The sequence below is a fragment of the Oceaniglobus sp. K40-3 genome, from assembly GCF_055808395.1.
This window is the reverse complement of record NZ_CM147868.1, coordinates 3363514-3388039: the sequence shown is the minus strand read 5'-3', so window position 1 is coordinate 3388039 and position 24526 is coordinate 3363514. Positions and strand designations below refer to the sequence as shown.

The window sequence follows — 24526 nt, the reverse complement described above, 5'->3', positions numbered from 1 at the left end:
TTAGGGCAGGTGACGGTGCGCGACCAGTGGTCAGGGGCAATTTACCTTACGCCAGCATCGTCCTAGACAGGGCGGATGAACAGCACGTGCCCCACCGCCCAAACCCGTTTGATTCTTGGTCAGACATTGGAATTGCCAAACGATCCGTTCGGCGGCCCGCCCACCGACGGGGCGCGCCACGACAGCCACGGCGCGATTGCGGTGGCCGGGGGGCAGATCATGGCCATTGGCAGTGCCGACAGCCTGCGGGCGGCCCATCCCGACGCGCCGATCGAGGATATGGGCGATGCACTGTTGCTGCCCGGGTTCATCGACGCCCATGCCCATTTTCCCCAGACGGCAATGATTGCCAGTTGGGGCAAGCGGCTGATTGATTGGCTGAACATCTATACCTTTCCCGAAGAAATGCGGTTTGACGATCCGGCCTACGGCGCAAAAATCGCCGGGCGCTATTTCGATCTGACGACGGCCCATGGCACCACCACGACCTGTTCCTTTGCCACGTCGCATCCCGCCTCTGTCACCGCTTATTTCACCGAGGCACAGCGGCGCGGGCTTCGCGCGGTGGCGGGCAAGACCTGTATGGATCGCAACGCGCCGGATGGCCTGCGCGACAGTGCCCAATCGGGGTATGACGACAGCAAGGCATTGCTGGAACGCTGGCATGGGGTGGACCGGCTGGAATATGCGATCACACCGCGGTTTACCCCCACATCGACGCCAGGACAGTTTGCCGCGCTGGGGGCGCTGTGGGGCGAACACCCCGAATGCCTGATGCAGACCCACCTGAGCGAACAGGTGGATGAAATCGCCTGGGTGCGCAGCCTGCACCCCGAGGCGCGCGATTACCTTGATACCTATGAGGCCCATGGCCTGTTGGGGGCGCGGGGGGTTTACGGCCATTCCATTCACCTTGAGCCGCGCGAGGTGGACCGCATCGCCGAGGTGGGCGCGGCCCTGGTGCATTGCCCGACATCGAACACCTTTATCGGGTCCGGCCTGTTTCAGATGGCGGCGCTGAAAGGGCGGGGCATTTGCGTCGGGCTGGCCACGGACACCGGCGGCGGGTCTTCGTTTTCGATGCTGCGCACCATGGCGGCGGCCTATGAAATCGGGCAGTTGGCCGGCACGGCGCTGCATCCGGCGCAATTGTTGTGGCTGGCCACTGCGGGATCGGCCCGTGCATTGCATATGGGTGATCGGATCGGCACGCTGGCCCCGGGCCACGAGGCGGATATCGTCGCGCTTGATCTTGGGTCGACCCCGGCGATTGCCCAAAGACTGGCCGAGGCGGATGATATCTGGGAGGCGATCTTTCCCACCATCATGATGGGCGACGACCGCGCCATCGCGGGTGTCTGGATTGCCGGAACGCGGGTTTGATCCAGCGGAGCGCCTGCGGCGCATTCCATATTTTGCGGGCGCCCGTGGTGGCGGTCACGTCAAAGTGTCAGAGTTGGCGCGATGTTGAGGGACAGCATGACAGAGGGTGAGCATCGGTTTTCCTGTCGGGTCTATTACGAAGAAACCGACATGGCGGGCATCGTTTATCACGCCAATTACCTGAAATACATTGAGCGGGCGCGCAGCGATTGGGTGCGGGGCCTTGGGGTGGATCAGGGGGCAATGCGCGACGCGGGAATGTTTTTTGCCGTGGCACGGATCGAGGCCGATTACCTGCGCCCGGCGCGCTTTGACGACGGGCTTGAGGTTGCCACCCGGGTTCTGCGCAAAACCGGTGCGCGGGTGGTTCTGGCGCAAGAGGTGACGCGCGATGGCGTTGTCCTGTTTGCGGCAGAGGTGACGCTGGTGGCGTTGGACCGGGCCGGTCGGGCCTGTCGCCTGCCGGCAGAGATTCTGCCGAGGCTGACACAGATCGCGGCAAATTTACGGCGTGGTGGTGATGATATTGGATTTCCCTCTTACATTGCTATAACGTCGCCCCCTAGGGAAGGCCGACGCAGAGCGGTCGAATGAGTGAGCAGGTCATATGGAAACGGAAACCCTTGCGCTGGCGCAGGACATCGATTTTTCGTTGCTGGGGCTTTTTGCCCGGGCGACACTTACCGTCAAGCTGGTGATGCTGATGCTGATACTGGCCTCGTTCTGGGGCTGGGCGATCATCATCCAGAAGCATATCGTCTTTGCCCGCGCCCGGCGTGAACAAAAGCGGTTCGAAGAGGCATTCTGGTCGGGCGATCCCCTGGATGAGCTGTATGACAAGATCGGCCCAGAGCCTGCGGGGCGGGCCGAGGCGGTGTTTGCCGCCGGGATGACCGAATGGCGGCGCAGTCACCGGGGCGATGGCGGGCTGATTCCCGGGGCGCAATCGCGGATCGACCGGTCGATGGATGTGGCAATCACCAAGGAATCTGACGGGCTGGAAAAGGGCCTGCCGTTTCTGGCCACGGTCGGATCGACCGCGCCCTTTGTGGGGCTGTTCGGCACGGTCTGGGGCATCATGCACGCCTTTATCTCGATCGCGCAGCAACAGAACACCAACCTGGCCGTTGTCGCCCCCGGCATCGCCGAGGCGCTTTTGGCCACCGGTCTGGGTCTTTTGGCGGCGATCCCCGCGGTTGTGTTCTATAACAAGCTGAGCAGCGATTCCGACAAGATCGTGCGTGGCTACGAAAGCTTTGCCGATGAATTCGCCACCATCCTGTCGCGCCAGTTGGACGCCTGAGCATGGGAAGCGGAGTTCTTCAGAGCGCGGGTGGGGGCGCAGGCCGCCGTCGCCGTCGCGCCCGGCGCAAACCCATGAGCGAGATCAACGTCACGCCCTTTGTCGATGTGATGCTGGTGCTGCTGATCGTGTTCATGGTCGCGGCGCCGCTGCTGACTGTGGGCGTTCCCATCGAGCTGCCCAAAACCAGCGCCGAGGCGCTGCCGACCGAGCGAGAGGAGCCTTTGACCATCACGCTCACCGCCGACGGGCGCGTGCTGTTGATGAGCAATGAAACCGAGAGCGAAGATCTGATGGGACAACTGCGCGCCATTGCCGCCGAGCGGACCAGCAAAAAGGTGTTCCTGCGCGCTGATGGCTCCATCCCCTACGAACGGGTGGTGCAGGTCATGGGCGCCCTGAATGCGGGCGGTTTCAGTGACATCGGCCTTGTCACCGACACCGGTGGCCCCACGCTCGACACCCCGGGAAACTGAGGAGCGGGGCGTGAAGACCGGCACCTATATCTCGGGCATCGGACATCTGGCACTGATCGGCTTTGCGCTGTTCGGGGGCATGTTTTCGCGCGACGCCGTGCCGCCCCCCGACGTGGCGAATGTCACGGTGATGAGCGAAGAGGACTTCGCCGCGCTGACCCGCCCCCAAGAGGCCCCGGCCCCCGCCACCGTGCCACCTGAAACCGAAAACCCGGCCCCCGAGCAGGCCCCGGCCATCGCGCCGGAACCGCCGGTGCAACCCACGCCCGACCCGGCCCCCGAGCCGACACCGGAACCAGAGCCGGTACGCCCCCCGATCCCGAACCGGTGATCGCGGCGCCCGACCCTGTGCGCGAACCCGATCCGGTGCCCGAGCCGCCCACGGCGCCCGAACCTCTGCCGCAACAGCCGGTGGCGCAAACCCCGCCCGAACCAACACCGCCAGTTGTTGCGCCGCCCCCGGTCGCGCCCACGGCGACCCCGCGACCGGCCCGCCGGATTGCGAACGAGGCTACGCCGCCACCACCGCCCGATGTGGAAACCGCCCCCGAACTGGTCGAAACCCAAGCGCCCGAGCCAACGCCGGACCCGCCTGTTGAACCCGCGCCCGAAGAACGCCCGACAGCGCCCGAGGAAACCACGACCGAAATCGTGACCGAGGCTGAAACGCCCACCGACGAACCGGCGCAACCACCCGCCGCGCCGCCCGTCAGCGCGCCCAAAACATCGCCCCGCCCGGCCAACCGGCCACAGCGCCCGGCTCCTGAAACACCCCGCACCCCGGCAAGCACGGCCGAGGCCAGTTCCGACAACGCCGCGAAACCCGCCGCGCCCGAGGCCGAGCCGGGCGAAACCACCAAACCCGACGCGGCCCCTGTCGTTGCCGCGCCTTCCGGGCCGCCCCTGACCTCGGGTGAAAAAGAGGCGCTGCGCGTGTCGGTGCAAAAATGCTGGAACGTCGGTTCGCTCAGCTCCGAAGCCCTGCGCACCACGGTTGTGGTGGCCCTGTCGATGAACCGCGATGGCACGCCTGTGGCGTCATCGCTCAGGATGCTGTCATCATCGGGCGGCGATGCCACGGCGGCGCGTCAGGCCTATGAGGCGGCACGGCGCGCCGTGATCCGCTGTGGCACGTCGGGCTTTCCGCTTCCGGCGGAAAAATACGGCCAGTGGCAAAACATTGAAATGACGTTTGACCCCAGCGGCATGAGGCTGCGATGACTGCAATGCAGCATACTCCAGCCGCGAATGGGCTGTCATCGCGGGGATCATCGCACCGTGCGCGTGTTTTTTCGAACCAATCACGGCCCGACCGCGTTGACAGGCCACGCGCCCCCGGCCCCCGGATTTGCCAAGATGAGGATTGCCATGACCCGTTTCCGTCTTCTGAGCTGCGCGCTGGCGCTGATGCTGGCCCCGCTTGCCCTGCCTGCCCAGGCGCAGGATGGCCCGCTGCGCATTGATATCACCGAAGGCGTGATTGAACCGCTGCCCGTCGCCATCCCCGATTTCATCGCCGAAAACAGTGGTGGCAGCGAATATGCCGCGCGCCTGTCCCGGGTGATTGCCTCTGATCTGGTGGGCACAGGCCTGTTTCGGGAAGTCCCGAAAGAGGCGTTCATCGCCCAGGTCACCAGTTTCACCCCCAGTGCCGATTATGCCAGTTGGAAGGCAGTGAATGCCCAGGCTCTGGTCACTGGCGCCGTGACCGCCAGTGCCGATGGGCGGCTGACGGTGAAATTCCGGGTGTTCGATGTGTTCTCCGAGGCGCAACTGGGCGAGGGGCTGCAATTTGCCGGCACCACCAACAGTTGGCGGCGAATGGCCCACAAGGTGGCCGATGCAGTCTATTCCCGGATCACCGGCGAGGGCGGCTATTTCGACAGCCGGGTGGTGTTCGTGGCCGAATCCGGCCCCAAGAACGAACGCAAGAAACGCCTGGCGGTGATGGATTACGACGGCGCCAACATCCAGTATCTGACCGACAGCTCATCAATCGTGCTGGCTCCGCGCTTCTCCCCCACCGGCGACCGGATTCTGTACACCAGCTATGAAACCGGCTTTCCCCAGATCTATCAGCTCGACGTGGGCAACGTCAGCCGCGTGCCCCTGCCGGTGCCCACCGACAGCATGACATTTGCACCCCGTTATGCACCCGACGGTCAGACGGTTGTGTTTTCCGCGTCCCAAGGCGGCAATACCGATCTTTATCGCCTGCGCCCCGGCGGCGCGCCGGAACGCCTGACCAACAGCCCCAGCATCGAAACCGGCCCCTCCTATTCCCCCGACGGCAGCAAGATCGTGTTCGAAAGTGACCGCTCCGGCGCGCCCCAACTCTACATCATGGACGTGAACGGAGGAGAGCCGACCCGGATTTCCTTTGGCGCGGGGCGCTATGGCACACCGGTCTGGTCGCCCCGTGGCGATCTCATCGCCTTCACCAAACAGAACGCCGGGCGCTTTCACATTGGCGTGATGCGCACCGACGGCTCCGAAGAACGCCTGCTGACGGCGTCATTCCTTGACGAAGGCCCCACTTGGGCGCCCAATGGCCGGGTGCTGATGTTCATGCGTGAAACCCAGGGGGCAGGGGGCCAATCGGCACTCTACTCCGTTGATATTTCAGGGCGAAATCTGAAAAAAGTGCCCATTGATACCGCCGCGTCCGATCCCGCATGGTCGCCGCTTCTGAAATAACCACGGCGTCTGGCTTTTTACTGATGAAAATACTCACTTTTCCGCCACTTGCCCCGTAAACCGACGCCGCCGTTTCCAAATCCGAAACAGGGTGCTAGAATCATCGGCAAACGGGCAGTCGCACAGACAGGATATAAAAATGATCAAGATCGGCATTGCATTGGCTTTGACTCTGGCAATTTCCGCCTGCACCAACGCTGACCGCTTCGGCGGCGGGGGCGCGGATGGCATGGGGCAAGGGGGCCTGCCGGGCAGCGAAACCATCGGGCAAGGCGCGCTCGATCCGGCCTCGCCGGCTTATTTCCAACAGACCGTGGGCGATCGGGTGCTGTTTGCCGTGGATCAATCGACGATCTCCGAAGACGGACGCGCCACCCTTGCGGGACAGGCGCTCTGGCTGACCCGCAACCCGGAATATACCGCCATCATCGAAGGCCACGCCGACGAACAGGGCACCCGGGAATACAACATCGCCCTCGGCGCCCGCCGGGCCTCGGCGGCACGCGATTATCTGGTGTCACAGGGCGTGGCATCGGGGCGGTTGCGCACCGTTTCCTACGGCAAGGAACGCCCGATTGCGGTCTGCTCCACCGAGGAATGCTATGCCAAGAACCGCCGCGCCGTCACCGTGATCGCGTCGGGGGCCACGTCATAATATGATCCGTGCCGCCCTTGCCCTGTCGGTTGCCCTGTCCCTGCCCATTGCGGTGCAGGCGCAGGACAACACGCTGGCCGACATTCGCCAGGAACTGTCGATCCTGCTGGTCGAGGTGCAGAAACTGCGCCGCGAACTTTCGACCACCGGCACACCGGGCGTTAATCTGGCAGGCACCTCGGCCCTGCAACGGATTGACGCGATGGAGGCAGAGCTGCGCCGCCTGACCGGCGATACCGAGCGGTTGGAAAACCGGGTGAACCAGGTGGTCAGCGATGGCACCAACCGGATTGGCGATCTGCAATTCCGGGTGTGCGAACTCGAACCGGGCTGTGATATTGGCGCGCTGGGCGAAACCAAACCCATCGGCGGCGAAGCGGCGCCCGTTGCCACGCCGCCGCCCCCGGCCAATTCCAGCGAAACCGAATATGCAATCGGTGAAAAAGAAGATTTCGATCGGGCCCGGGCGGTGCTCGATCAAGGTGACTTTCGCACCGCCGCTGACCTCTTTGCGACCTTTGCCCAGACCTACACCGCCGGTGCGCTGACCGGCGAGGCGCATTTTTATCGCGGCGAGGCGCTCTCGGCCCTGGGCGAACGGGAAGAGGCCGCGCGCGCCTATCTTGAATCCTTCTCCGGCTCGCCCGACGGTGCCATGGCGCCACAGGCCTTGCTGAAACTTGGCCTGCTGCTGGGGGATCTGGGCCAACCTGCCGATGCCTGCGCGATCCTTGGCGAAGTGACCACCCGCTTTCCGTCCAGCCCCTCCAGCATCGAGGCCCAGACCGCCCGCGCCGGTCTGACCTGCGGATGAGCGACGGCGCCCTGGCGCCGAGCGAAGACGCGCCCCTGTTGCAGGCCATCGCGACATTGCCGCAAAATGCCCCACTGGCTGTTGCGGTTTCCGGTGGCGGCGATTCCATGGCGCTGTTGCATCTTCTGGCCACCCGCCCCAACCTGCGCGCCGTCACCGTCGATCACGGATTGCGCGCCGCCGCACGGGACGAGGCGGCGATGGTTGCGCGGTTCTGTGCTGACAGAAACATCCCGCACACCATCCTCAACTGGCACCGCCCCGACACCCCCGGCAATCTGATGGATCAGGCCCGTCGCGCCCGGTATGGGTTGATGGCGGATTGGGCGGCGGGGCAGGGGGTTGGCCACATTGCCGTTGGCCATACCGCCAACGATCAGGCCGAAACCTTTGTGATGCGTCTGGCGCGCAGCGCCGGGGTGGATGGGCTGTCGGCCATGGCGCCCCGGTTTGACTGGAACGGCACAACCTTTCACCGCCCGCTGCTGGGCGAAAGCCGCACGGCCCTGCGCGGCTATTTGCGCCGCCACGCCACCCGATGGGCCGATGATCCCAGCAACGATGACCCAACGTACGAGCGTGTCCGCGTGCGTCAGGCGATGGCCCATCTGGCGCCTCTCGGGCTTGATTCTGAAACCCTTGGCGCCGTGGCGCGGCATATGGCATCGGCGCGTGACGCCCTGCGCCAGATCACCCACAAGGCCGCAGCGCGGATTGTGGTGCAGGATCGCGGCGATCTGATCTTTGCAAGCAAAGCCTTCCTTGCCCAGCCGGTCGAAATTCAGCGCCGCCTGATGCGCGATGCCCTGCGTTGGATCACCGGCGCCGATTACCCCGAGCGCAGCACAAAGATTGACCGCCTGTTGCGCGCCGCCGGCGCAAAACAGCAGGCCACCCTTGCCGGCTGCCTTTTGGGCGTGGGGCCGGAGGCGCTGCGCCTGACCCGTGAACTGGCCGCTGTGCAGGGGCAAACCTGTGCCACGACCGCGCTTTGGGATGGGCGCTGGCGGTTGACCGGCCCCCACGACGATGGGTTGCACATTGCGCCGCTTGGCCCCGCCGGCCTGCCCCGCTGCCCCGATTGGCGCGGGTGCGGCCTGCCCCGCCAAAGCCTTCTGGCCAGCCCGGCGATCTGGCGGGGCGATACTCTGATTGCGGCGCCTCTGGCCGCATTCGGCGAAAATTGGCGCGCCAGACTGGAAAAACCCCGCGACGATTTCGCCGCGACGCTGTTATCGCATTGAACAAATCGCCATGACCTCTATCTTAGGGGGAACCGTCGCACCGGCGACGATCTGACCTGTGACAGGAGAGTTTCCTTGGGGAATGCGCGCAATCTGGCCTTTTGGGCCGTCCTGATCCTGCTTGTCGTGGCACTGTTCAACCTGTTTTCAGGTGGCCAGTCCTCGATCAACTCGCGCTCGATCAGCTATTCGGAATTTGTGGAATCGGTGAAAGCGGGCAATGTGACCTCGGTAACGCTGGATGGCGAACGGGTGATGTTTCGCGGAGCCGACGGCAATGATTATGTCACGATCCGCCCCGACAACGGCGATGCCCTGACCCAGGAATTGATCGACAAAAAGGTGACGGTCAATGCCAAGCCACAGGAACAATCGGGGTTCACCACGATCCTGATGACGTTCCTGCCGTTCCTTTTGCTGATCGGCGTGTGGATTTATTTCATGAACCGGATGCAGGGTGGCGGCAAAGGCGGCGCCATGGGGTTTGGCAAATCGCGGGCGAAACTGCTGACCGAAAAGCATGGCCGCGTGACGTTTGACGATGTGGCCGGCATTGACGAAGCCAAGGAAGAGCTTGAGGAAATCGTTGAATTCCTGCGCAACCCGCAGAAATTCTCGCGCCTTGGCGGCAAGATTCCCAAGGGGGCGCTGCTGGTTGGCCCTCCGGGCACTGGTAAAACCCTTCTGGCGCGCGCCATCGCGGGCGAGGCGGGGGTTCCGTTCTTCACCATTTCGGGTTCCGATTTTGTGGAAATGTTTGTTGGTGTCGGTGCATCGCGCGTGCGCGACATGTTTGAACAGGCCAAGAAAAACGCCCCTTGCATCGTGTTCATTGATGAAATCGACGCGGTGGGCCGTTCGCGCGGGGTTGGCTATGGCGGGGGCAACGACGAACGCGAACAGACGTTGAACCAGCTTCTGGTTGAAATGGACGGGTTCGAGGCGAACGAGGGTATCATCATCGTCGCCGCGACCAACCGCCCCGACGTTCTGGACCCGGCGCTGTTGCGTCCGGGCCGCTTTGACCGTCAGGTGCAGGTGCCCAACCCCGATATCAAGGGCCGCGAGAAAATCCTTGGGGTTCACGCCCGCAAGGTGCCCCTTGGCCCCGATGTGGACTTGCGGATCATTGCCCGTGGTTGCCCCGGGTTTTCCGGTGCCGATTTGGCCAACCTCGTGAACGAGGCGGCGCTGATGGCGGCCCGTGTGGGGCGCCGGTTCGTGGTCATGGAAGATTTCGAGAACGCCAAGGACAAGGTGATGATGGGCGCCGAGCGTCGTTCCATGGTCATGACCGAGGACGAGAAAAAGCTGACCGCTTATCACGAGGCAGGCCATGCCATCGTGGGCCTGAACGTGCCGCAGCATGACCCGATCCACAAGGCCACGATCATTCCGCGTGGGCGTGCATTGGGCCTTGTCCTGTCGCTGCCCGAGCGCGACCAGCTCAGCGTGAGCTGGACAAAATACACCAGCAAAATCGCCATGGCGATGGGCGGGCGCGTGGCCGAGGAGCTGATCTTTGGCAAGGAAAACGTGACCTCGGGCGCGGCCAGCGATATTCAGCAGGTCAGCAAGATCGCCCGCGCCATGGTGACGCAGTTTGGCTATTCCGAAGAGTTGGGCTTTGTCGATTACGCCAATGAACAACAGTCGCATCTGGGGTCTTACGGCGGTGGCACGTCGCATTCTGCCGATACCCAGCGGATCATTGACGAGAAGGTGAAAGAAATCATCGACACCGGATATGAAACCGCCAAACGCATTCTGACCGAAAAGGCCGATGATCTGGAACGGCTGGCGCAGGGGCTTCTGGAATACGAAACCCTGACGGGCGGCGAGATCATGAAGGTCGTGCGGGGCGAACCTTTGAATCGGGGCGATGACAACGACAACCGCCCCGATCAGGGCAATGCGCCGTCGCTTACGGCTGTTCCAAAGACGAAAAAGCCCAAAAGCGACGATTCAGGGCTAGAGCCTGAGCCGATGGCCTGATGACGCGCGATCGTGACTGGAACCCCGGGGCCTATGACAGGTTCCGGGGTTTGCGTTTGCGCCCTGCGCTGGATTTGCTGGCGCAGGTTCCGGCGCTGCCTGATGGGGATGTGATCGACCTCGGGTGTGGTTCGGGGGCGGTCGGCCCGGCGTTGGCAGAGCGGTTTCCTGACCGTCGCCTGATCGGCGTTGATTCCTCTCCGGCGATGCTGGAACAGGCGGAACAGACTGGCGCCTATACGGCGCTGATCCGTGCCGATGCCGCCACCTATGCGCCGCAAACCGCGCCTGCGCTGATCTTTTCCAATGCCCTGCTGCATTGGCTGCCGGATCATGGCGCGCTTTTCCCACGTTTGGCGCAGATGCTTGCGCCCGGCGGTACGCTGGCCGTTCAGATGCCTGACCAGTTGGACGCCCCCTCGCACCGTCTGTTGGGCGAAACTGCGCGCGCCCTGTCACCCGACCACGGCGATCCGGCGGCGCGTCACGTTCTGCCGCTGACCGGTTATTACCGCCTGCTTGCGCCTCTGGGGACGGGTAATCTTTGGCACAGCGCCTATCTGCAATCACTTGCCGCGACACCCGACGGGCATCCGGTGCGTCATTTCACCCAATCCACCGGGATGCGCCCACATCTCGCGGCCTTGCCTGATACCTTGCATCCGGCGTTTATTGCGGCCTATGACACAGCCCTGAATGCCGCTTACCCTCTTGAGCAGGATGGAAGCGTGCTGTTTCCCTTCCGCCGCCTGTTTGCGGTGCTGACGAAAGACGGATGATGCCTGCCCTGATTGCCACCCAATACAGCGCCACCATCACCTGGCTGGGTTTTGTGCCCCACCGGGAGGATCGGATGATCGAAACCGGGGCACTGTCGGAAATGCCGCTGACATGGGCGGGGTACGGCCCGGATTGTCACAGTGGCGAAACCCGCCTGTCCTGTTCGCGGGTGGTGCAACAGCACAAGCGCGATACCGAAATCAGCAACGCGCGGCAGCTTTCACTGCTGTGCGCCGCCGAACTGGCACAGGTTGCCGCCACCCTGGGGATTGCGGCCATTGATCCCCGCTGGGTGGGCGCATCCATCGTGTTGGATGGTATCCCCGATTTCACCCATATCCCGCCCTCCAGTCGCCTTCAGGCCGCCGATGGCACCACGCTTACCGTTGATATGCTGAACCAGCCCTGCCAGTTTCCGGCGATGGCGATCGAAGCGGCGCATCCGGGCCATGGCAAGGGGTTCATCGCGGCGGCCAGGGGGCTGCGCGGGGTTACGGCATGGGTGGAGCGCCCAGGCACCCTGCGCCTTGGGGATCGCATGACGTTGCACATCCCCGGCCAACGTGCCTGGAATGAAACGACCCCCCAGACATGAAAAAACCGGGCGAGGGAGCCCGGCTTTTTCCAACCTTCTGAGAAGATGGTCTTAGATCAGCATCAATGTGGCCAGAGCGAGGCCCAGAAACAGGCCGGCGTGGATTGTCAGTGTTGCGGTGCGCATTGGAATTTCTCCTTGCTGTTGAAATTATAACGCCGCCGTGCCGCTTGGGTTCCCGAAAATCCGCCGGTTACGCACAAAAGTTTCCGATCTGCCTTGCCGGACTGTGCGATCTGGCGATTCCGCCGTGCGGAATGTCGTAATATCCCTCTGCATTGTGCCCGTCGCACGTTATGACCGAGGGCAGTAAGGCCCACAGGGGCACGCAGGGACAGGGACACAGTTACATGAGCTTTAAATCCGACATCGAAATCGCCCGTGAGGCCAATAAACGCCCGATTCAGGAAATCGGCGCCAAGCTGGGCATCTCGTCGGACGACCTGCTGCCCTATGGTCACGACAAGGCGAAGGTCAGCCAGGATTTCATCAATTCGGTGCAATCCCGCGAGAATGGCAAGCTGATCCTTGTGACGGCCATCAACCCGACCCCGGCAGGCGAAGGGAAAACGACCACGACTGTCGGTCTGGGCGATGGTTTGAACGCCATTGGCAAAAAGGCCGCGATCTGTATCCGCGAGGCATCGCTTGGGCCGAATTTCGGGATGAAGGGCGGCGCCGCGGGCGGTGGCTATGCGCAGATCGTACCGATGGAAGAAATGAACCTGCATTTCACCGGTGATTTCCACGCCATCACCAGCGCGCACAACCTGCTGAGCGCGATGATCGACAATTCCATCTATTGGGGCAACCCGTTAGAGATCGACACCCGCCGCGTGGTGTGGCGCCGGGTGCTGGACATGAATGACCGGGCGCTGCGCACCATAACCGCCTCGTTGGGCGGTGTGGCCAATGGGTTTCCGCGCGAGGCCGGGTTTGACATTACAGTGGCGTCCGAGGTCATGGCCATTCTCTGTCTGGCGAAAGACCTCAAGGATCTGGAAAAGCGTCTGGGCGATATGATTGTCGCCTATACCCGCGAGAAAAAGCCGATTTTCTGCCGTGATATTCAGGCCGATGGCGCGATGACGGTGCTGTTGAAAGACGCGATGCAGCCCAATCTGGTGCAGACGCTGGAAAACAACCCGGCCTTTGTGCATGGCGGGCCGTTCGCCAACATCGCCCATGGCTGTAATTCGGTGATCGCCACCACGACGGCCCTGAAACTGGCCGATTATGTGGTAACCGAGGCGGGGTTCGGGGCCGATCTGGGGGCCGAGAAATTCCTTGATATCAAGTGCCGCAAGGCCGGATTGGCGCCCGCTGCGGTGGTTCTGGTGGCCACGGTGCGGGCGATGAAGATGAACGGCGGGGTGGGCAAGGCCGATCTGGGCGATGAAAACGTCGCGGCGGTGAATGCGGGCTGCGCCAATCTGGGGCGCCATCTGGAGAACCTCAAATCTTTCGGGGTGCCGGTGGTGGTGGCGATCAACCATTTCGTCACCGACACCGATGCCGAGGTGCAGGCGGTAAAAGATTACGTCACGACCCAAGGATCCGAAGCGATCCTGTGCCAGCATTGGGCGAAAGGCAGCGAAGGCACCCGCGATCTGGCCACCCGGGTTGCCGAGGTCGCAGATGCGGGTGTGGCCAATTTCGCCCCGATTTACCCCGACGAAATGCCATTGGCCGACAAGATTGAAACCATCGCCACCAAGATCTATCGCGCCGACGGGGTGGTGATTGACGCCAAGATCCGCGCTCAGTTGAAAGAGTGGGAGGATCAGGGATACGGCAACCTGCCGGTCTGCATGGCCAAAACGCAGTACAGCTTTACCACCGATCCGACCGAACGCGGTGCGCCCACCGGGTTTACCATTCCGGTCCGCGAAGTGCGGCTTTCGGCAGGGGCCGGCTTTGTCGTTGCCATCTGTGGTGAGATCATGACCATGCCGGGCCTGCCCCGCACACCTTCGGCCAATTCAATTCATCTGAACGAGGCGGGCCAGATCGAGGGGCTGTTCTAGGAAAATGCGTTAATATCGCATAAGCAATATTCAGGCGGGGAAATGTGGGTTTTTTTCGCCTGAAATGTGCGAATTATATAAGTTAAGGAATGACATGACCGCCAAGATCATTGATGGAAAAGCCTTCGCCGCCAAGGTTCGCGCCCAGGTTGCCACTCATGTGGAGCGCCTGAAATCCGACCACGGCATCACGCCCGGGTTGGCGGTGGTTCTGGTGGGCGAAGACCCGGCCTCGCAGGTCTATGTCCGTTCGAAAGGCAAGATGACGGTCGAGGTTGGCATGGCCTCGTTTGAACACCGCCTTGAGGCTGACACGTCGGAAGGCGATCTTCTGGCGCTGGTTGAGCAGTTGAACAATGATCCGGCGGTGCACGGTATTCTGGTGCAATTGCCGCTGCCGGATCACCTGAATTCCGATCTAGTGATCAATTCGATCGACCCCGCGAAAGACGTGGATGGGTTTCACATTTCCAATGTCGGGCTGCTGGGAACGGGGCAGAAATCCATGGTGCCCTGCACGCCGCTTGGCTCACTCATGATGCTGCGCGATCACCTTGGGGCGCTCTCGGGGCTTGAGGCTGTGGTGATCGGCCGCTCCAACATTGTCGGCAAACCCATGGCGCAACTGTTGTTGAACGACAGTTGCACCGTCACGATTTGTCACAGCAGAACCAAGGATTTGCAAGAGGTGGTGCGCCGCGCCGACATCGTCATCGCCGCAGTGGGCCGCCCCGAAATGGTGCCGGGAAGCTGGATCAAACCCGGTGCCACGGTGATTGACGTGGGCATCAACCGGGTGCCCAACGGTGAGAAAACGAAACTGGTCGGAGATTGCGATTTCGCCTCTTGCGCCGAGGTGGCCGGTGCGATCACGCCGGTCCCCGGTGGTGTCGGGCCGATGACCATCGCCTGCCTTCTGGCCAACACCATCACCGCCTGTCGCCGCGCCAACAACCTGCCCGAACCCGAGGGGCTGACCGCCTGATCAGCGCAGCGGCGGGGTGCGATACAGCGAAATGCGCAAGCCGCCGTGTTGGACCGGCGGCAGGGCGGGCATGAAGGGCAGGGCGGTTGCCTTGGCCAGCCCCGGGTCACTGGTCACGATGCCGACACGCCAGCCCTTGAACCGTTCCAACAACACCTTGCCCAGTGAACCATAAAGCGCGAAAAGCAATTTGCGCTGCCCGATCCGTGCCCCGTAGGGCGGGTTGATGATGACAAGGCCGGGGGCGGTGTCGGGCGGTGTCAGGTCGGAAATTGCCGCGCGGGTGAAGGTGGTGAACGGGGCAACCCCCGCACGATCAGCGTTGGCGGTGGCGGCGCGGATGGCGCCATCGTCGCGGTCACTGCCGAAAAATACCGGCGCAGGCGGTCGCGGCGATCCTTGCCGCATCGCGCGCCATTGCGCCGGATCAAAGGACGCCAGTTGTTCAAACGCGAAAGACCGGTCGCGCCCGGGGGCCAACCCCGCGGCGATTTCGGCGGCCTCGATCACAAAGGTGCCAGACCCGCACATGGGGTCAACGACCGCCTCATGGCCGTCATAACCACATTGGCGCAGGAATGCGGCGGCAAGGTTTTCGCGCATGGGGGCCTTGCCGACCTGCAACTTGTGGCCGCGTTTGTGCAAAGGCTCTCCGCTGGTGTCGAGCGAGAAGGTGCAAAGATCATCCTCGATCCGGGCTTTCAGCGTCACCGGGGCATCCTCGGCCAATGCAATGCCTTGGGCGGCAAGCGCACCCTCGATCCGCTGTTTCGCGGCCTTGGCATGGTAAATGCGGGATTTGTGACAACTTGCCGTGACATTTACCGGCACATCAGGGCACAGAATGTCGGAAAAGGGAAACTTGCGCGCCCGTTTATCAAGCTGGGCGATGTGCATCACGCGGAACGATCCGATCCGCGCCAGCACCCTTGCGGCGCAGCGCAGATGCAGATTGGCGCGCCACACATCGGGCCAACCGCCGGTGACAGTGACTCCACCAACGCCGATCTCTGGGGTGAACCCCAGCGCGCGTGCCTCTTCTGCCAAAGGCTGTTCCAGACCCGGGGCGCAGACCAGAAAGATGTCGAGTGATTCCATTGGCCATGCCTAGCGGCAAAGCCCGCCGTTGTCAGTGCAAGATGTCTTCTTCCGCAACGAACATGTTGGCCCAGGCACGGTCCATCAATTCAGGAGTCATCTGATAGGGCAGGCCCTCAAACTCGCAAATCGCGATCATCTGGTCGATCAGGAACACCGGCTGATAATTCGCATAGATGTTGTCGATGGTCGGGTATTTCTTCTTGAGCAGATGCACGAGCGTCTTTTCATCCAGCGGCATTTTCTTTTTCTTCGCGACCATGGCAAAGATTTTCAGGTAATCCGCCTGTGACGGCCCGTCGATCTTGATCTTGTAGAAAATCCGCCGCAACGCCGCCTGATCGAATATCTTGTTCGGGTGGAAGTTGGTGGAAAAGATCACCAGCGTATCGAATGGCACAGTGAATTTTTCGCCCGATTGCAGGGCGAGGATGTCTTTGGATTCTTCCAGTGGCACAATCCAGCGGTTGATCAGCGCCTGCGGCGACGACGCCTGTCGCCCAAGGTCATCGACGATGAACACACCGCCGGAGGACTTGAGCTGCAACGGCGCCTGATAGGTGCGCGACGTGGGGTTATAGACCAGATCGAGCATTTCCAGCGTCAGTTCCCCGCCCGTCACCACCGTCGGGCGCAGACAATAGACATAGCGCGTGTCATAGCGGGTGATCCGGCGCAGGGCGTTGGGGTCTTGTTCCGGTTCGGCGACACGGGTGTGAATGATCGGATCGTAAACCGTGATGACCTGGCCGGAATATTCAATGGCACGCGGCACATAGATGTTGTCACCGATGGCATCGCGTACCCCGTTCGAGATCGAGGATTTACCGTTGCCGGGGGGACCATACATCAAAACCGACCGCCCCGACCCAACGGCAGGGCCAAGATTATCAAGCAGGTCATCGGGCAGAATCAGATGCCCCATGGCGCCGGTCAATTGCTGGCGGGTGATCTGGATATTGCGGATGGATTGCCGCTTCATCTGTTCGGAGTAGACATCCAGCGGCACCGGCATCGCCCCATAATATTCGGATTGGGATAATGCGTCGAGCGCGCGGGCCTTGCCGGCCTCGGACAGGGTGTATCCCATTTCGGAACCGGACGAGGCATGCAAGGTGCCCGTCGCCTCGACCATTTTTTGGGTGCGGGCGATATCGACCAATTCCTGCGCCACGTTCACCGGCAGGCAAATCTGGGCGGCAATTTCGCTGACGTGTTCCAGGTTCATGCGGAACATGGTTTTCAACAGGATATCCCGCATCATCACGCTGGGCAGTTGCATCTGTTCCAACGTACGGGGCGGCGGCGGGGCCATGACGGCCGTGGTCTGCATGTTCATTTTGCGCCTCAACTCAATTGTCGATTTCCTGCCTTTTCCACCGGGTTGCCCGATTTTGGTCACCATGGTGGGGCATGTCTGTGGAAAAAGAAGTGCCAGAGTATTGTGGCCAAATGATGGAAAGAGGCAGAGATGAACAGAGCAAAGCCGATCGGACTGTTGGCGCTGGCAATCGGGATGATCGCCGTTCTGGGCGGGCTGAGCCTGTGGAAGGGCGGTCTTTACATGAACTGGTACGAAGGTGACGTTCTGCATCTGGTGGAAATCGTCATGCGCATGGCCGACGGTCAGCGGCCCCACCTTGATTTCATGACGCCCCTTGGTGTGCTGGCAACCTGGCCGATTGCGGTGTTCGTCAAGGCGGGATTGGGCATTGGCATGGCCATTCATGCGGCGCAGATCATGGTGGCGCTGGTTTTGCTGGGGCCGGTTTTGCGGGCCGCGCACAGCCGGTTCTCGGGTGGGTTGGCCTATCTTTTTGTCGTTCTGATGATGGTGCTGCCTCTGGCGCTGGTTCATGGGGGCACCGAAGCAAATATTTCGCTGTCCATGCATTATAACCGCTGGGCCTGGGCGCTTTCGCTGGTGGCGCTGACGCTGGCGGCGTTGCCCCCGTTGGGGGCGCGGCGGCAGGTGTTGGACGGGGTGATCATTGGGGCGCTGCTGGGGGCCGTGGTGTTGATCAAGGTGACCTATGTTGTGGCGCTGGCGCCGGCGGTGATTGCCGGGCTGCTGATCCGCGGCGCAGCGCGTACGCTGATCGTCGGGTTGATCGCCGGAGTCGTGACATTGGGGGTGGCCACGGTGTTTCTTGGCGTGGCGTTCTGGCCCGCCTATGCGCAGGATTTGCTGACCACGGCGCATTCTGAACTGCGGCCATTTCCGGGAAAGCCACTTGGTGAAGTGTTGACCGCGCCGATGTTGCTGGGGGCGCACTTGTTGGCCTTGCTGGCGATTGTCCTGTTGCGGCAGGGACGGCGGGCGGGGCCGGGGTTGCTGTTGCTGATCCTGCTGCCGGGGCTGGTCTACATCACCTATCAGAACTTCGGCAACGACCCGCAGTGGGTGCTGTGGTTGGGGCTGGTGCTGCTGATGTGCCGCCCTGACCCCGGGTTGAAAAACGCGTGGGGATGGGAACTGCGCCCGGCGCTGGGACTGGTGGCGATCGCATTGATGGCGACCGGCTCGGCGTCCTTTTTCAATCTGGCTTACAGCCCGTTCCGCCATGCCTCGGTTGCGACGGAAACCTATGTCGATCTATTCCCGCGTTCCGCGGAGGAGGGGGGCTGTTTTTCCCGCAGGCACGGGCGTCAAAAGTTGGCCTGATGTTCGATGGTGACGCGCGCTATCCGCAGTTTTCCTATGCGCCCAGCAATCCGGAAGATGCCGAGAAACCCACCGTACTTGCTGGCGAAGTTATCGAGAAATGCACGGTTCAGGGGGAATGATCAAGTGGTTCGATCAAACCGCACTCGCCCTTGAAACGGCGGGTTACGCCAACGGATCACAGATCATGGTCGCTGATCTTTTGTCCAACCTGCCATTGTTCAGCGATGGCATCAATTGGGTCAAAGGGGGGCACCATGGCGCTATGACGGGCTTCCGGGGATTGGCGCGGCGGATTATGTGCTGGTGCCGGTTTGCGCTGTGATTCCGAAGGTGCGGCAAATGATCGTGGCGGAATTGACTGATGAAAATATTCCCCTGCACGAGGTGTTTCGTAACGATATGTTCATCCTGTTAGAGAATGGTGCCAAGGGTCAAAGGATCGCCAGCACCAGATAGAACAACAGGGTGCCGCCCAGCGGCAGGCCCATGGGGAATTTCCGGTTGGTCCAACTGGCCCAATCGGGTACCCGGCGCCGCAGGGCGGGGAAATGTTTGGCGGTGCGGTGGGTGGCAAAGGCGGCAAGGATGACGGCGCCAAACAGGAACAACAGCGGCCCGCCGTCCTGTACCAGAACAAAGGGTGCGGCGGCGGCGGCGAATTTTGCATCCCCCGCGCCCAACCCCCGGCCATGTTCATCACAAACCCGATAACCAGAACAACGACAAGGTTCAGCCATTGCCACAGCCAAATGTCCAACGGCAGGGCGATGGGGCCGATCACCAGAAAAACCGCAACCAGGGCCACCACCGCCTTGTTCGGGATTTTCATGAACGCCATGTCATTCCACGCCACCCAAAGGCAAATGGGGGCAACAAAGGGCAGGAACCACCAGGCGGCACTGGCGGGCAGGTGAAACACCACGACCCTAGTTCTGCACGTTGGCTTCCAGGGCCCGAAGGGACCGGACGGCAGCCTCGAAATATTGCGGATGGGTGTCGATCGCCTGTTGCAGCAGGCCCTTGCCGATGGCGACATCGCCTTGCTTGATGGCGGTCAGGGCCATGGTGTGCATCAGTTGCGCCTGTTCGATCTGGGTCATCGGAACGACGGGCATATCATATTTGCGCTGGGCTCCGCGCGCCAGAACCAGATTGTTCTTGGCGGTGAACAGATCCTTGTCATAGGTCAGCGCCTGGGTGAACAGCTTTTCAGCGGCCGGATAATCGCCCCGGCTCAGCTTGGAATAGCCCCAGTTGTTCATCACGCCCGCGGGTTTTGTCGTCAGGCCCACGGCGGTTTCATAGAAACTGTCGGCCTTGGTCCATTCCTTGTTGGAATCCGCGATCATCGCTTCCAACCGATAGCGTTTGTAGGATTCAAAGGTTGGCGGAACGCGGTCCAGCTCGGCTTCGGCCTTGGCCCAGGAACCGTTGCGGATCATCGCATCGGCCAGATCCACGCGGTCGTCCTCGGTGGCGCCGGGCAGGGCGACAACCTTGGTCCAGGTGGTGACGGCTTCGCCATAGCGTTTGGCGCGGATCAAAGATTGGCCCAGTCCCCGCATCAGATCAATCCGGTCGGGATTGTCGTTGGAGGCGCGGCGGAAATAATCGACCGCCTCATTCGGGTCGCCCACGGTCAGCATGATGTCGTTCAGGTTGCTTTCATCAATCACATTGACGTTCTTGATGGCCCGTTCCACTTCGGCGTCGCTTGACCTGTCACAGGCCGACAAGGCCAGCGCACCGCCAATGCAGAGCGCGAAAGTAATGGTGTGGCGCATGTGCCTGCGTCCTTTTTCCTGCTCGTTCGTGCCTTTGCTTTCAGATGCGCGACAGGATCCGATAGTCTCCGGTTCCGCGCCGCACCAATGCAAAGTTGCTTATCTGTTCAGAATCATATGTGGCATTTTCGATTTTGGCGAGGGCCAGGGCAAGATTTGCCCGAATGTCGTCACTTTCGCCACTATCCAGCGCAAAGGCGGTGCGAAACACCCTTTCGGCCTCGGGGTAATTGCGCCGTTCCATCAGAACCACGCCAAGGTTGTTCCAGGCCGGCACAAAGGTTTCGTCCTTTTTCACCGCCTGGCGCAGCAGGCGTTCGGCCTGTCCCAATCGCCCCAGCCGCAGGTTGGCCGACCCCAGCGCCGACAGCACATCAACCGTGGTGCCCTGGGTGCCTGCCGCGCGGTAATAGGCCTTGAGCGCCAGTTCATATTCACCCGCCGCCATAAGGCGATGCCCCACCAGCAACCCGTCAACGCTCTGTTCGTCGCCCGCCACCTGTGGGGCAAAGGGGCTGTCTTTGTCACGGCCAAGGCCGCCGGTGTTTCCACAGGCGGCCATCGCGAGGATCAGAAGAAACGGTATGGCGCGCATGGCCCCTACATTTTGAATTTGCCGAGCGTTTCGGCGATCGTATAGATCGACGGCCCCAAGAGGATGATCAGCAGGGGCGGAACTGTCAGCATCATTGTGGCAAGGGTCATCTTGGTGGGCAAGGTGTTTGCCTTTTCTTCGGCCCGCATCACGCGTTTGTCACGCATTTCGGCGGAAAAGACACGCAGGGCCTCGGCCACCGAGGTGCCGAAGGTGGCCGATTGGATCAACACGGTTACGAAACTGGCCACATCGGTCACGCCGGCGCGTTCGGACATGTCGCGCAGCACGCTTACCTTGTCTTTGCCGGCCTTGATTTCGTGGCTGACGATTTCGAATTCATCGGCCAGTGCCGGAAAACCCGCGCGAATCTCTTTGCTGACCCGCACGATGGATTGATCCAGGGATTGGCCCGCTTCAACACAGACCAGCATCATGTCCAGACTGTCGGGAAACCCGTTGGTGATTTCCTCGCGGCGTTGTTGCTGACGTTTGGTGATCCAGTATTTCGGCGCCATATAGCCCACGGCACCCGGAATAAGCACCGACAGGATAAGGGCCTGGGTGCTGGGCTGGCCTGTGGTGCTGGTCAGGATGGCGTAAAATACCCCCAGAACCAGCAACAACAGACCAAGGGCAAATTGCGCAAAATGGAAGGTGCGCACCGCATCCTTGCTGCGATATCCGGCCTGCATCAGTTTCAGTCGGATCGTGGAATATTCTTCGGCGTTCTGCGGTTCGAGAAAGCTGGAGTATTTTTCAAGCTTGTCATTCTTGTTGCCTGACCGCAGGCTTGGCCCGGCGGTGGCGCCGCTCGTGCGGGCCTCTTTGCGCAGCCGCGCCAGTTTATCCAGCGGATCGGCCCGGCGTTTGAACAGAAACGGCAGTGTCAGCAGGACAAGGGCAACCCCAAGCCCCCCGACCAACATCAGCGGGCCAAGGGGGCCAAGCTGTGCGACGATCATATCATTCAGCATTTCCATGATGTTACCCCCTTATACCTTGATGTTCACAAGGGCCTTCATCACAAAGATGTTGACCACAAGAAACGCGGCAACAACCAGGCAGGCCGGAATGAAATAGGCGGTTTCCTTAACCTCGTCATAGTAATCGGGCGACATCAGGTTGATCATGACCAGCGCACCAAGGGGAAAGACCGACAGGAACATGCCGCTCCATTTTGCCTCGGCGGTGATGGCCTTGACCCGGCGAAACAGCTTGAACCGCGACCGGATAACCGCCGCCAGACCGGCAAGGATTTCGGCCAGGTTGCCGCCCGATGTCTGCTGAATCGTGACCGCCACGGCCAGAAACCGAAGATCCTGCATATCCATGCGTTCGGCCATGGATTTCAACGCCTCGCCCACGTTGCGCCCATAGGCGGCCTCGTCAGAGATCACGCCCATTTCGGTGCCCAGCGGATCGGGCACTTCCTTGGCCACGATGTTCAGCGCGGCGTTGAACGGATGCCCCACCCGCAGCGACCGCACCATCAGTTCAACCGCATCGGGAAGCTGTTCTTCCATCAGCCCCAGACGTTTCTTGGCCTTGCCGTTGACCCAGACATAGACACCGCCGACGCCCATCCCGATGGCCACGGCAATTCGGATCGGGGTGCTGGCGCTGGTTTGCAGGGTCAGGCCCACATAGGCGATCACGCCCAGAACACCCATCACCATCATCATCTGCGCGGGCGTGAATGCGATATTGGCCAGCTGCGCCTTTTTCGCCAGCATGGAATAAAGCGGGATCTTCTGGCTTTTCATGTGCTGGCCCATCTCCTTGCGGAGTTGTTCCAGAACCTGTTCGCGGCCCTTGCCCTTTTCCAGCATGTCCAGCCGCCGGTTGACCCGGTTGTTCAGGCTGATTGATTTGCCGAAAACGGTCAGATAGATGCCTTCGACCAGAACAAGCACGGCCACGAAAATCAGGCCATAGATAAGCGGTTCTGCACTGATGACCATGGGCTTTATCCTTTGGTGGGTTCAAAGATTTCGGCAGGCAGGTTCATGCCCCACATGCGGAACCGTTCCGAAAAGTGCGACCGCACGCCGGTTGCGGTGAAATGGCCGATGATCTTGTTGTCGGGGGTCAAGCCGACACGCTGATATCGGAATACCTCCTGCATCGAGATGACATCGCCTTCCATCCCGGTGATTTCTGTGATGGAGGTCATGCGGCGCGACCCGTCCTGAAGGCGGCTGGCCTGAACGATCAGGTTGACGGCGCTGGAAATCTGCGAGCGCACGGCCTTGATCGGCATTTCCATCCCGGCCATGGCGATCATGTTTTCCAGGCGCGACACACCATCGCGCGCCGAGTTGGCGTGGATCGTGGTCATTGATCCGTCGTGACCGGTGTTCATGGCCTGCAACATGTCGATCACTTCTTCGCCACGCGTTTCCCCGACGATAATCCGGTCCGGGCGCATCCGCAGGGCGTTTTTCAGACAATCGCGCTGGGAAACCGCGCCCTTGCCCTCCACGTTGGCGGGGCGGCTTTCCATCCGGCCAACATGGGTTTGTTGCAGTTGCAATTCCGCCGTATCCTCGATCGTCAGGATGCGTTCGTCGTCGGCGATGAAGGATGACAGCGCGTTCAGCGTGGTGGTTTTACCCGACCCCGTACCGCCCGACACGATCACGTTCAGCCGGGTTGAAACCGCCGCCTCAAGATACAGCGCCATTTCAGGGCTGAACGCGCCGAAATTCACCAGATCCTGAATGGCCAGCTTTTCTTTCTTGAACTTCCGGATGGAAACCAGCGACCCATCTACGGCAATCGGCGGCACCATGGCGTTGAAACGGCTGCCATCGGCCAGACGGGCATCGACATAGGGGTTGGATTCGTCCACCCGCCGCCCCACCGCCGACACGATCTTGTCGATGATGCGCAGCAGGTGCTTTTCATCCTTGAAGGTGATTTCAGTAAGGGACAGTTTGCCGTCACGTTCAACGAAAATCTGCTGTGGGCCGTTCACCAGAATATCGTTCACGCTGTCGTCTTTCAGCAGCGTTTCCAGCGGGCCGAGGCCCTTTACCTCGTCAAACAATTCCTGATTCAGGGTCAGACGCTCATCGCGGTTCAGAACGATGCCGATTTCGTCCAGCGCCTCGCTGGTGATCTCCATGATTTCGGATTTCAGATCGGATTCGCTGGCCTGATCCAACGCAGCAAGATTCAGGTTGTCCAGAAGGCGGCTGTGCAGTTCGACCTTGATTTCGCCCAGGCGTTCACGGCGCTTCTTTTCCTTGTTCTCGGGGGCCGCTTTTGCGGGCACGGGCTTGGGGGCCGGGCGCAATGTGGCGGGTTTGGCGGCAGGGACGGGGGCCTTGGTGGCGGCACCACCGGCGACCTGAGCCAGTGGTTTGGGGGCGGCGTTGCCAGCGACCTTGGCGGTGTCCTGTTTTTTGTAGCGTGCAAACAT

The 24526-nt window shown here is 61.5% G+C and carries 24 protein-coding genes and 2 pseudogenes; 18 read left to right on the top strand and 8 right to left on the bottom strand.

Annotated elements, in window-relative coordinates; genetic code table 11:
* The first annotated feature begins 75 nt into the window (after positions 1–75).
* The 15 genes and pseudogenes from guaD (at position 76) to folD (ending at position 14954) form a co-directional block, all read left to right on the top strand.
* On the top strand, positions 76–1383 hold the full coding sequence (guaD, locus tag AC0L7P_RS17595; RefSeq protein WP_473433889.1) for a guanine deaminase: 1308 nt from the start codon (positions 76–78) through the stop codon (positions 1381–1383).
* 96 nt (positions 1384–1479) lie between these two features.
* Positions 1480–1869 (top strand): annotated as a pseudogene (gene ybgC / locus AC0L7P_RS17590) (tol-pal system-associated acyl-CoA thioesterase); the annotation flags it as partial.
* A gap of 121 nt (positions 1870–1990) precedes the next feature.
* Positions 1991–2686 carry a protein TolQ gene (gene tolQ, locus AC0L7P_RS17585; protein ID WP_473433888.1) on the top strand — a complete coding sequence of 232 codons (696 nt, stop codon included), beginning with the start codon at positions 1991–1993 and terminating at the stop codon, positions 2684–2686.
* A 2-nt stretch (positions 2687–2688) separates the two neighbouring features.
* Positions 2689–3162 (top strand): protein TolR, encoded by a 474-nt coding sequence (tolR, locus tag AC0L7P_RS17580; protein ID WP_473433887.1) that lies wholly within the window; start codon positions 2689–2691, stop codon positions 3160–3162.
* Positions 3163–3172: 10 nt separating this feature from the next.
* The gene (locus AC0L7P_RS17575) at positions 3173–3493 is read left to right on the top strand and encodes a hypothetical protein (protein ID WP_473433886.1); all 321 of its coding nucleotides are present in this window, start codon (positions 3173–3175) and stop codon (positions 3491–3493) included.
* On the top strand, positions 3490–4383 hold the full coding sequence (locus AC0L7P_RS17570) for a hypothetical protein (protein ID WP_473433885.1): 894 nt from the start codon (positions 3490–3492) through the stop codon (positions 4381–4383). Before AC0L7P_RS17575 ends, AC0L7P_RS17570 begins: the two co-directional genes overlap by 4 nt.
* A 147-nt stretch (positions 4384–4530) precedes the next feature.
* The gene (gene tolB / locus AC0L7P_RS17565) at positions 4531–5859 is read left to right on the top strand and encodes a Tol-Pal system beta propeller repeat protein TolB (RefSeq protein WP_473433884.1); all 1329 of its coding nucleotides are present in this window, start codon (positions 4531–4533) and stop codon (positions 5857–5859) included.
* Between the two features lie 139 nt (positions 5860–5998).
* Positions 5999–6514, top strand: coding sequence for a peptidoglycan-associated lipoprotein Pal (gene pal / locus AC0L7P_RS17560; RefSeq protein ID WP_473433883.1), 516 nt, complete (start codon positions 5999–6001; stop codon positions 6512–6514).
* 1 nt (position 6515) lies between these two features.
* Entirely contained in the window at positions 6516–7328 is an 813-nt protein-coding gene (ybgF, locus tag AC0L7P_RS17555; RefSeq protein WP_473433882.1) for a tol-pal system protein YbgF, read from the top strand.
* Entirely contained in the window at positions 7325–8572 is a 1248-nt protein-coding gene (tilS, locus tag AC0L7P_RS17550; protein WP_473433881.1) for a tRNA lysidine(34) synthetase TilS, read from the top strand. Before ybgF ends, tilS begins: the two co-directional genes overlap by 4 nt.
* 75 nt (positions 8573–8647) lie before the next feature.
* Positions 8648–10567: an ATP-dependent zinc metalloprotease FtsH gene (gene ftsH / locus AC0L7P_RS17545; protein ID WP_473433880.1), complete on the top strand. Its 1920-nt coding sequence runs from the start codon at positions 8648–8650 to the stop codon at positions 10565–10567.
* A complete protein-coding gene (locus AC0L7P_RS17540; protein ID WP_473433879.1) occupies positions 10567–11346 on the top strand; it encodes a methyltransferase domain-containing protein in 780 nt (259 codons plus the stop codon). The genes ftsH and AC0L7P_RS17540 overlap by 1 nt, the downstream gene beginning before the upstream one ends.
* Entirely contained in the window at positions 11343–11942 is a 600-nt protein-coding gene (locus AC0L7P_RS17535) for an MOSC domain-containing protein (protein ID WP_473433878.1), read from the top strand. Before AC0L7P_RS17540 ends, AC0L7P_RS17535 begins: the two co-directional genes overlap by 4 nt.
* 350 nt (positions 11943–12292) lie before the next feature.
* Entirely contained in the window at positions 12293–13969 is a 1677-nt protein-coding gene (locus tag AC0L7P_RS17530) for a formate--tetrahydrofolate ligase (protein ID WP_473433877.1), read from the top strand.
* Positions 13970–14063: 94 nt separating this feature from the next.
* Positions 14064–14954: a bifunctional methylenetetrahydrofolate dehydrogenase/methenyltetrahydrofolate cyclohydrolase FolD gene (gene folD, locus AC0L7P_RS17525; protein WP_473433876.1), complete on the top strand. Its 891-nt coding sequence runs from the start codon at positions 14064–14066 to the stop codon at positions 14952–14954.
* Here the strand turns inward: folD and AC0L7P_RS17520 are convergent, their stop codons facing one another.
* Both AC0L7P_RS17520 and AC0L7P_RS17515 read right to left on the bottom strand, forming a co-directional pair.
* Positions 14955–16052: a THUMP domain-containing class I SAM-dependent RNA methyltransferase gene (locus AC0L7P_RS17520; protein WP_473433875.1), complete on the bottom strand. Its 1098-nt coding sequence runs from the start codon at positions 16050–16052 to the stop codon at positions 14955–14957.
* A 31-nt stretch (positions 16053–16083) separates the two neighbouring features.
* Entirely contained in the window at positions 16084–17391 is a 1308-nt protein-coding gene (locus AC0L7P_RS17515) for a P-loop NTPase family protein (RefSeq protein ID WP_473433874.1), read from the bottom strand.
* 132 nt (positions 17392–17523) lie between these two features.
* On the opposite strand from AC0L7P_RS17515, the gene AC0L7P_RS17510 reads away from it, so the two are divergent.
* From AC0L7P_RS17510 to AC0L7P_RS17500, 3 genes are read left to right on the top strand one after another with little or no spacing between them, the layout of a single operon-like run.
* Positions 17524–18717 (top strand): hypothetical protein, encoded by a 1194-nt coding sequence (locus tag AC0L7P_RS17510; protein ID WP_473433873.1) that lies wholly within the window; start codon positions 17524–17526, stop codon positions 18715–18717.
* The gene (locus AC0L7P_RS17505) at positions 18717–18839 is read left to right on the top strand and encodes a hypothetical protein (RefSeq protein ID WP_473433872.1); all 123 of its coding nucleotides are present in this window, start codon (positions 18717–18719) and stop codon (positions 18837–18839) included. The genes AC0L7P_RS17510 and AC0L7P_RS17505 overlap by 1 nt, the downstream gene beginning before the upstream one ends.
* Positions 18836–19042 carry a hypothetical protein gene (locus AC0L7P_RS17500; RefSeq protein ID WP_473433871.1) on the top strand — a complete coding sequence of 69 codons (207 nt, stop codon included), beginning with the start codon at positions 18836–18838 and terminating at the stop codon, positions 19040–19042. Before AC0L7P_RS17505 ends, AC0L7P_RS17500 begins: the two co-directional genes overlap by 4 nt.
* A 109-nt stretch (positions 19043–19151) precedes the next feature.
* On the opposite strand, the pseudogene AC0L7P_RS17495 reads toward AC0L7P_RS17500, so the two are convergent.
* From AC0L7P_RS17495 to AC0L7P_RS17470, 6 genes and pseudogenes are all read right to left on the bottom strand, one after another.
* A pseudogene (locus tag AC0L7P_RS17495) lies at positions 19152–19639 on the bottom strand (prepilin peptidase).
* Positions 19640–19646: 7 nt separating this feature from the next.
* Positions 19647–20504, bottom strand: coding sequence for a tetratricopeptide repeat protein (locus AC0L7P_RS17490; RefSeq protein ID WP_473433870.1), 858 nt, complete (start codon positions 20502–20504; stop codon positions 19647–19649).
* Between the two features lie 40 nt (positions 20505–20544).
* A complete protein-coding gene (locus tag AC0L7P_RS17485) occupies positions 20545–21099 on the bottom strand; it encodes a tetratricopeptide repeat protein (RefSeq protein ID WP_473433869.1) in 555 nt (184 codons plus the stop codon).
* A 5-nt stretch (positions 21100–21104) separates the two neighbouring features.
* Positions 21105–22082: a type II secretion system F family protein gene (locus tag AC0L7P_RS17480; protein ID WP_473433868.1), complete on the bottom strand. Its 978-nt coding sequence runs from the start codon at positions 22080–22082 to the stop codon at positions 21105–21107.
* Positions 22083–22094: 12 nt separating this feature from the next.
* Entirely contained in the window at positions 22095–23063 is a 969-nt protein-coding gene (locus AC0L7P_RS17475; protein WP_473433867.1) for a type II secretion system F family protein, read from the bottom strand.
* A 5-nt stretch (positions 23064–23068) separates the two neighbouring features.
* Positions 23069–24526 (bottom strand): CpaF family protein, encoded by a 1458-nt coding sequence (locus tag AC0L7P_RS17470; protein WP_473433866.1) that lies wholly within the window; start codon positions 24524–24526, stop codon positions 23069–23071.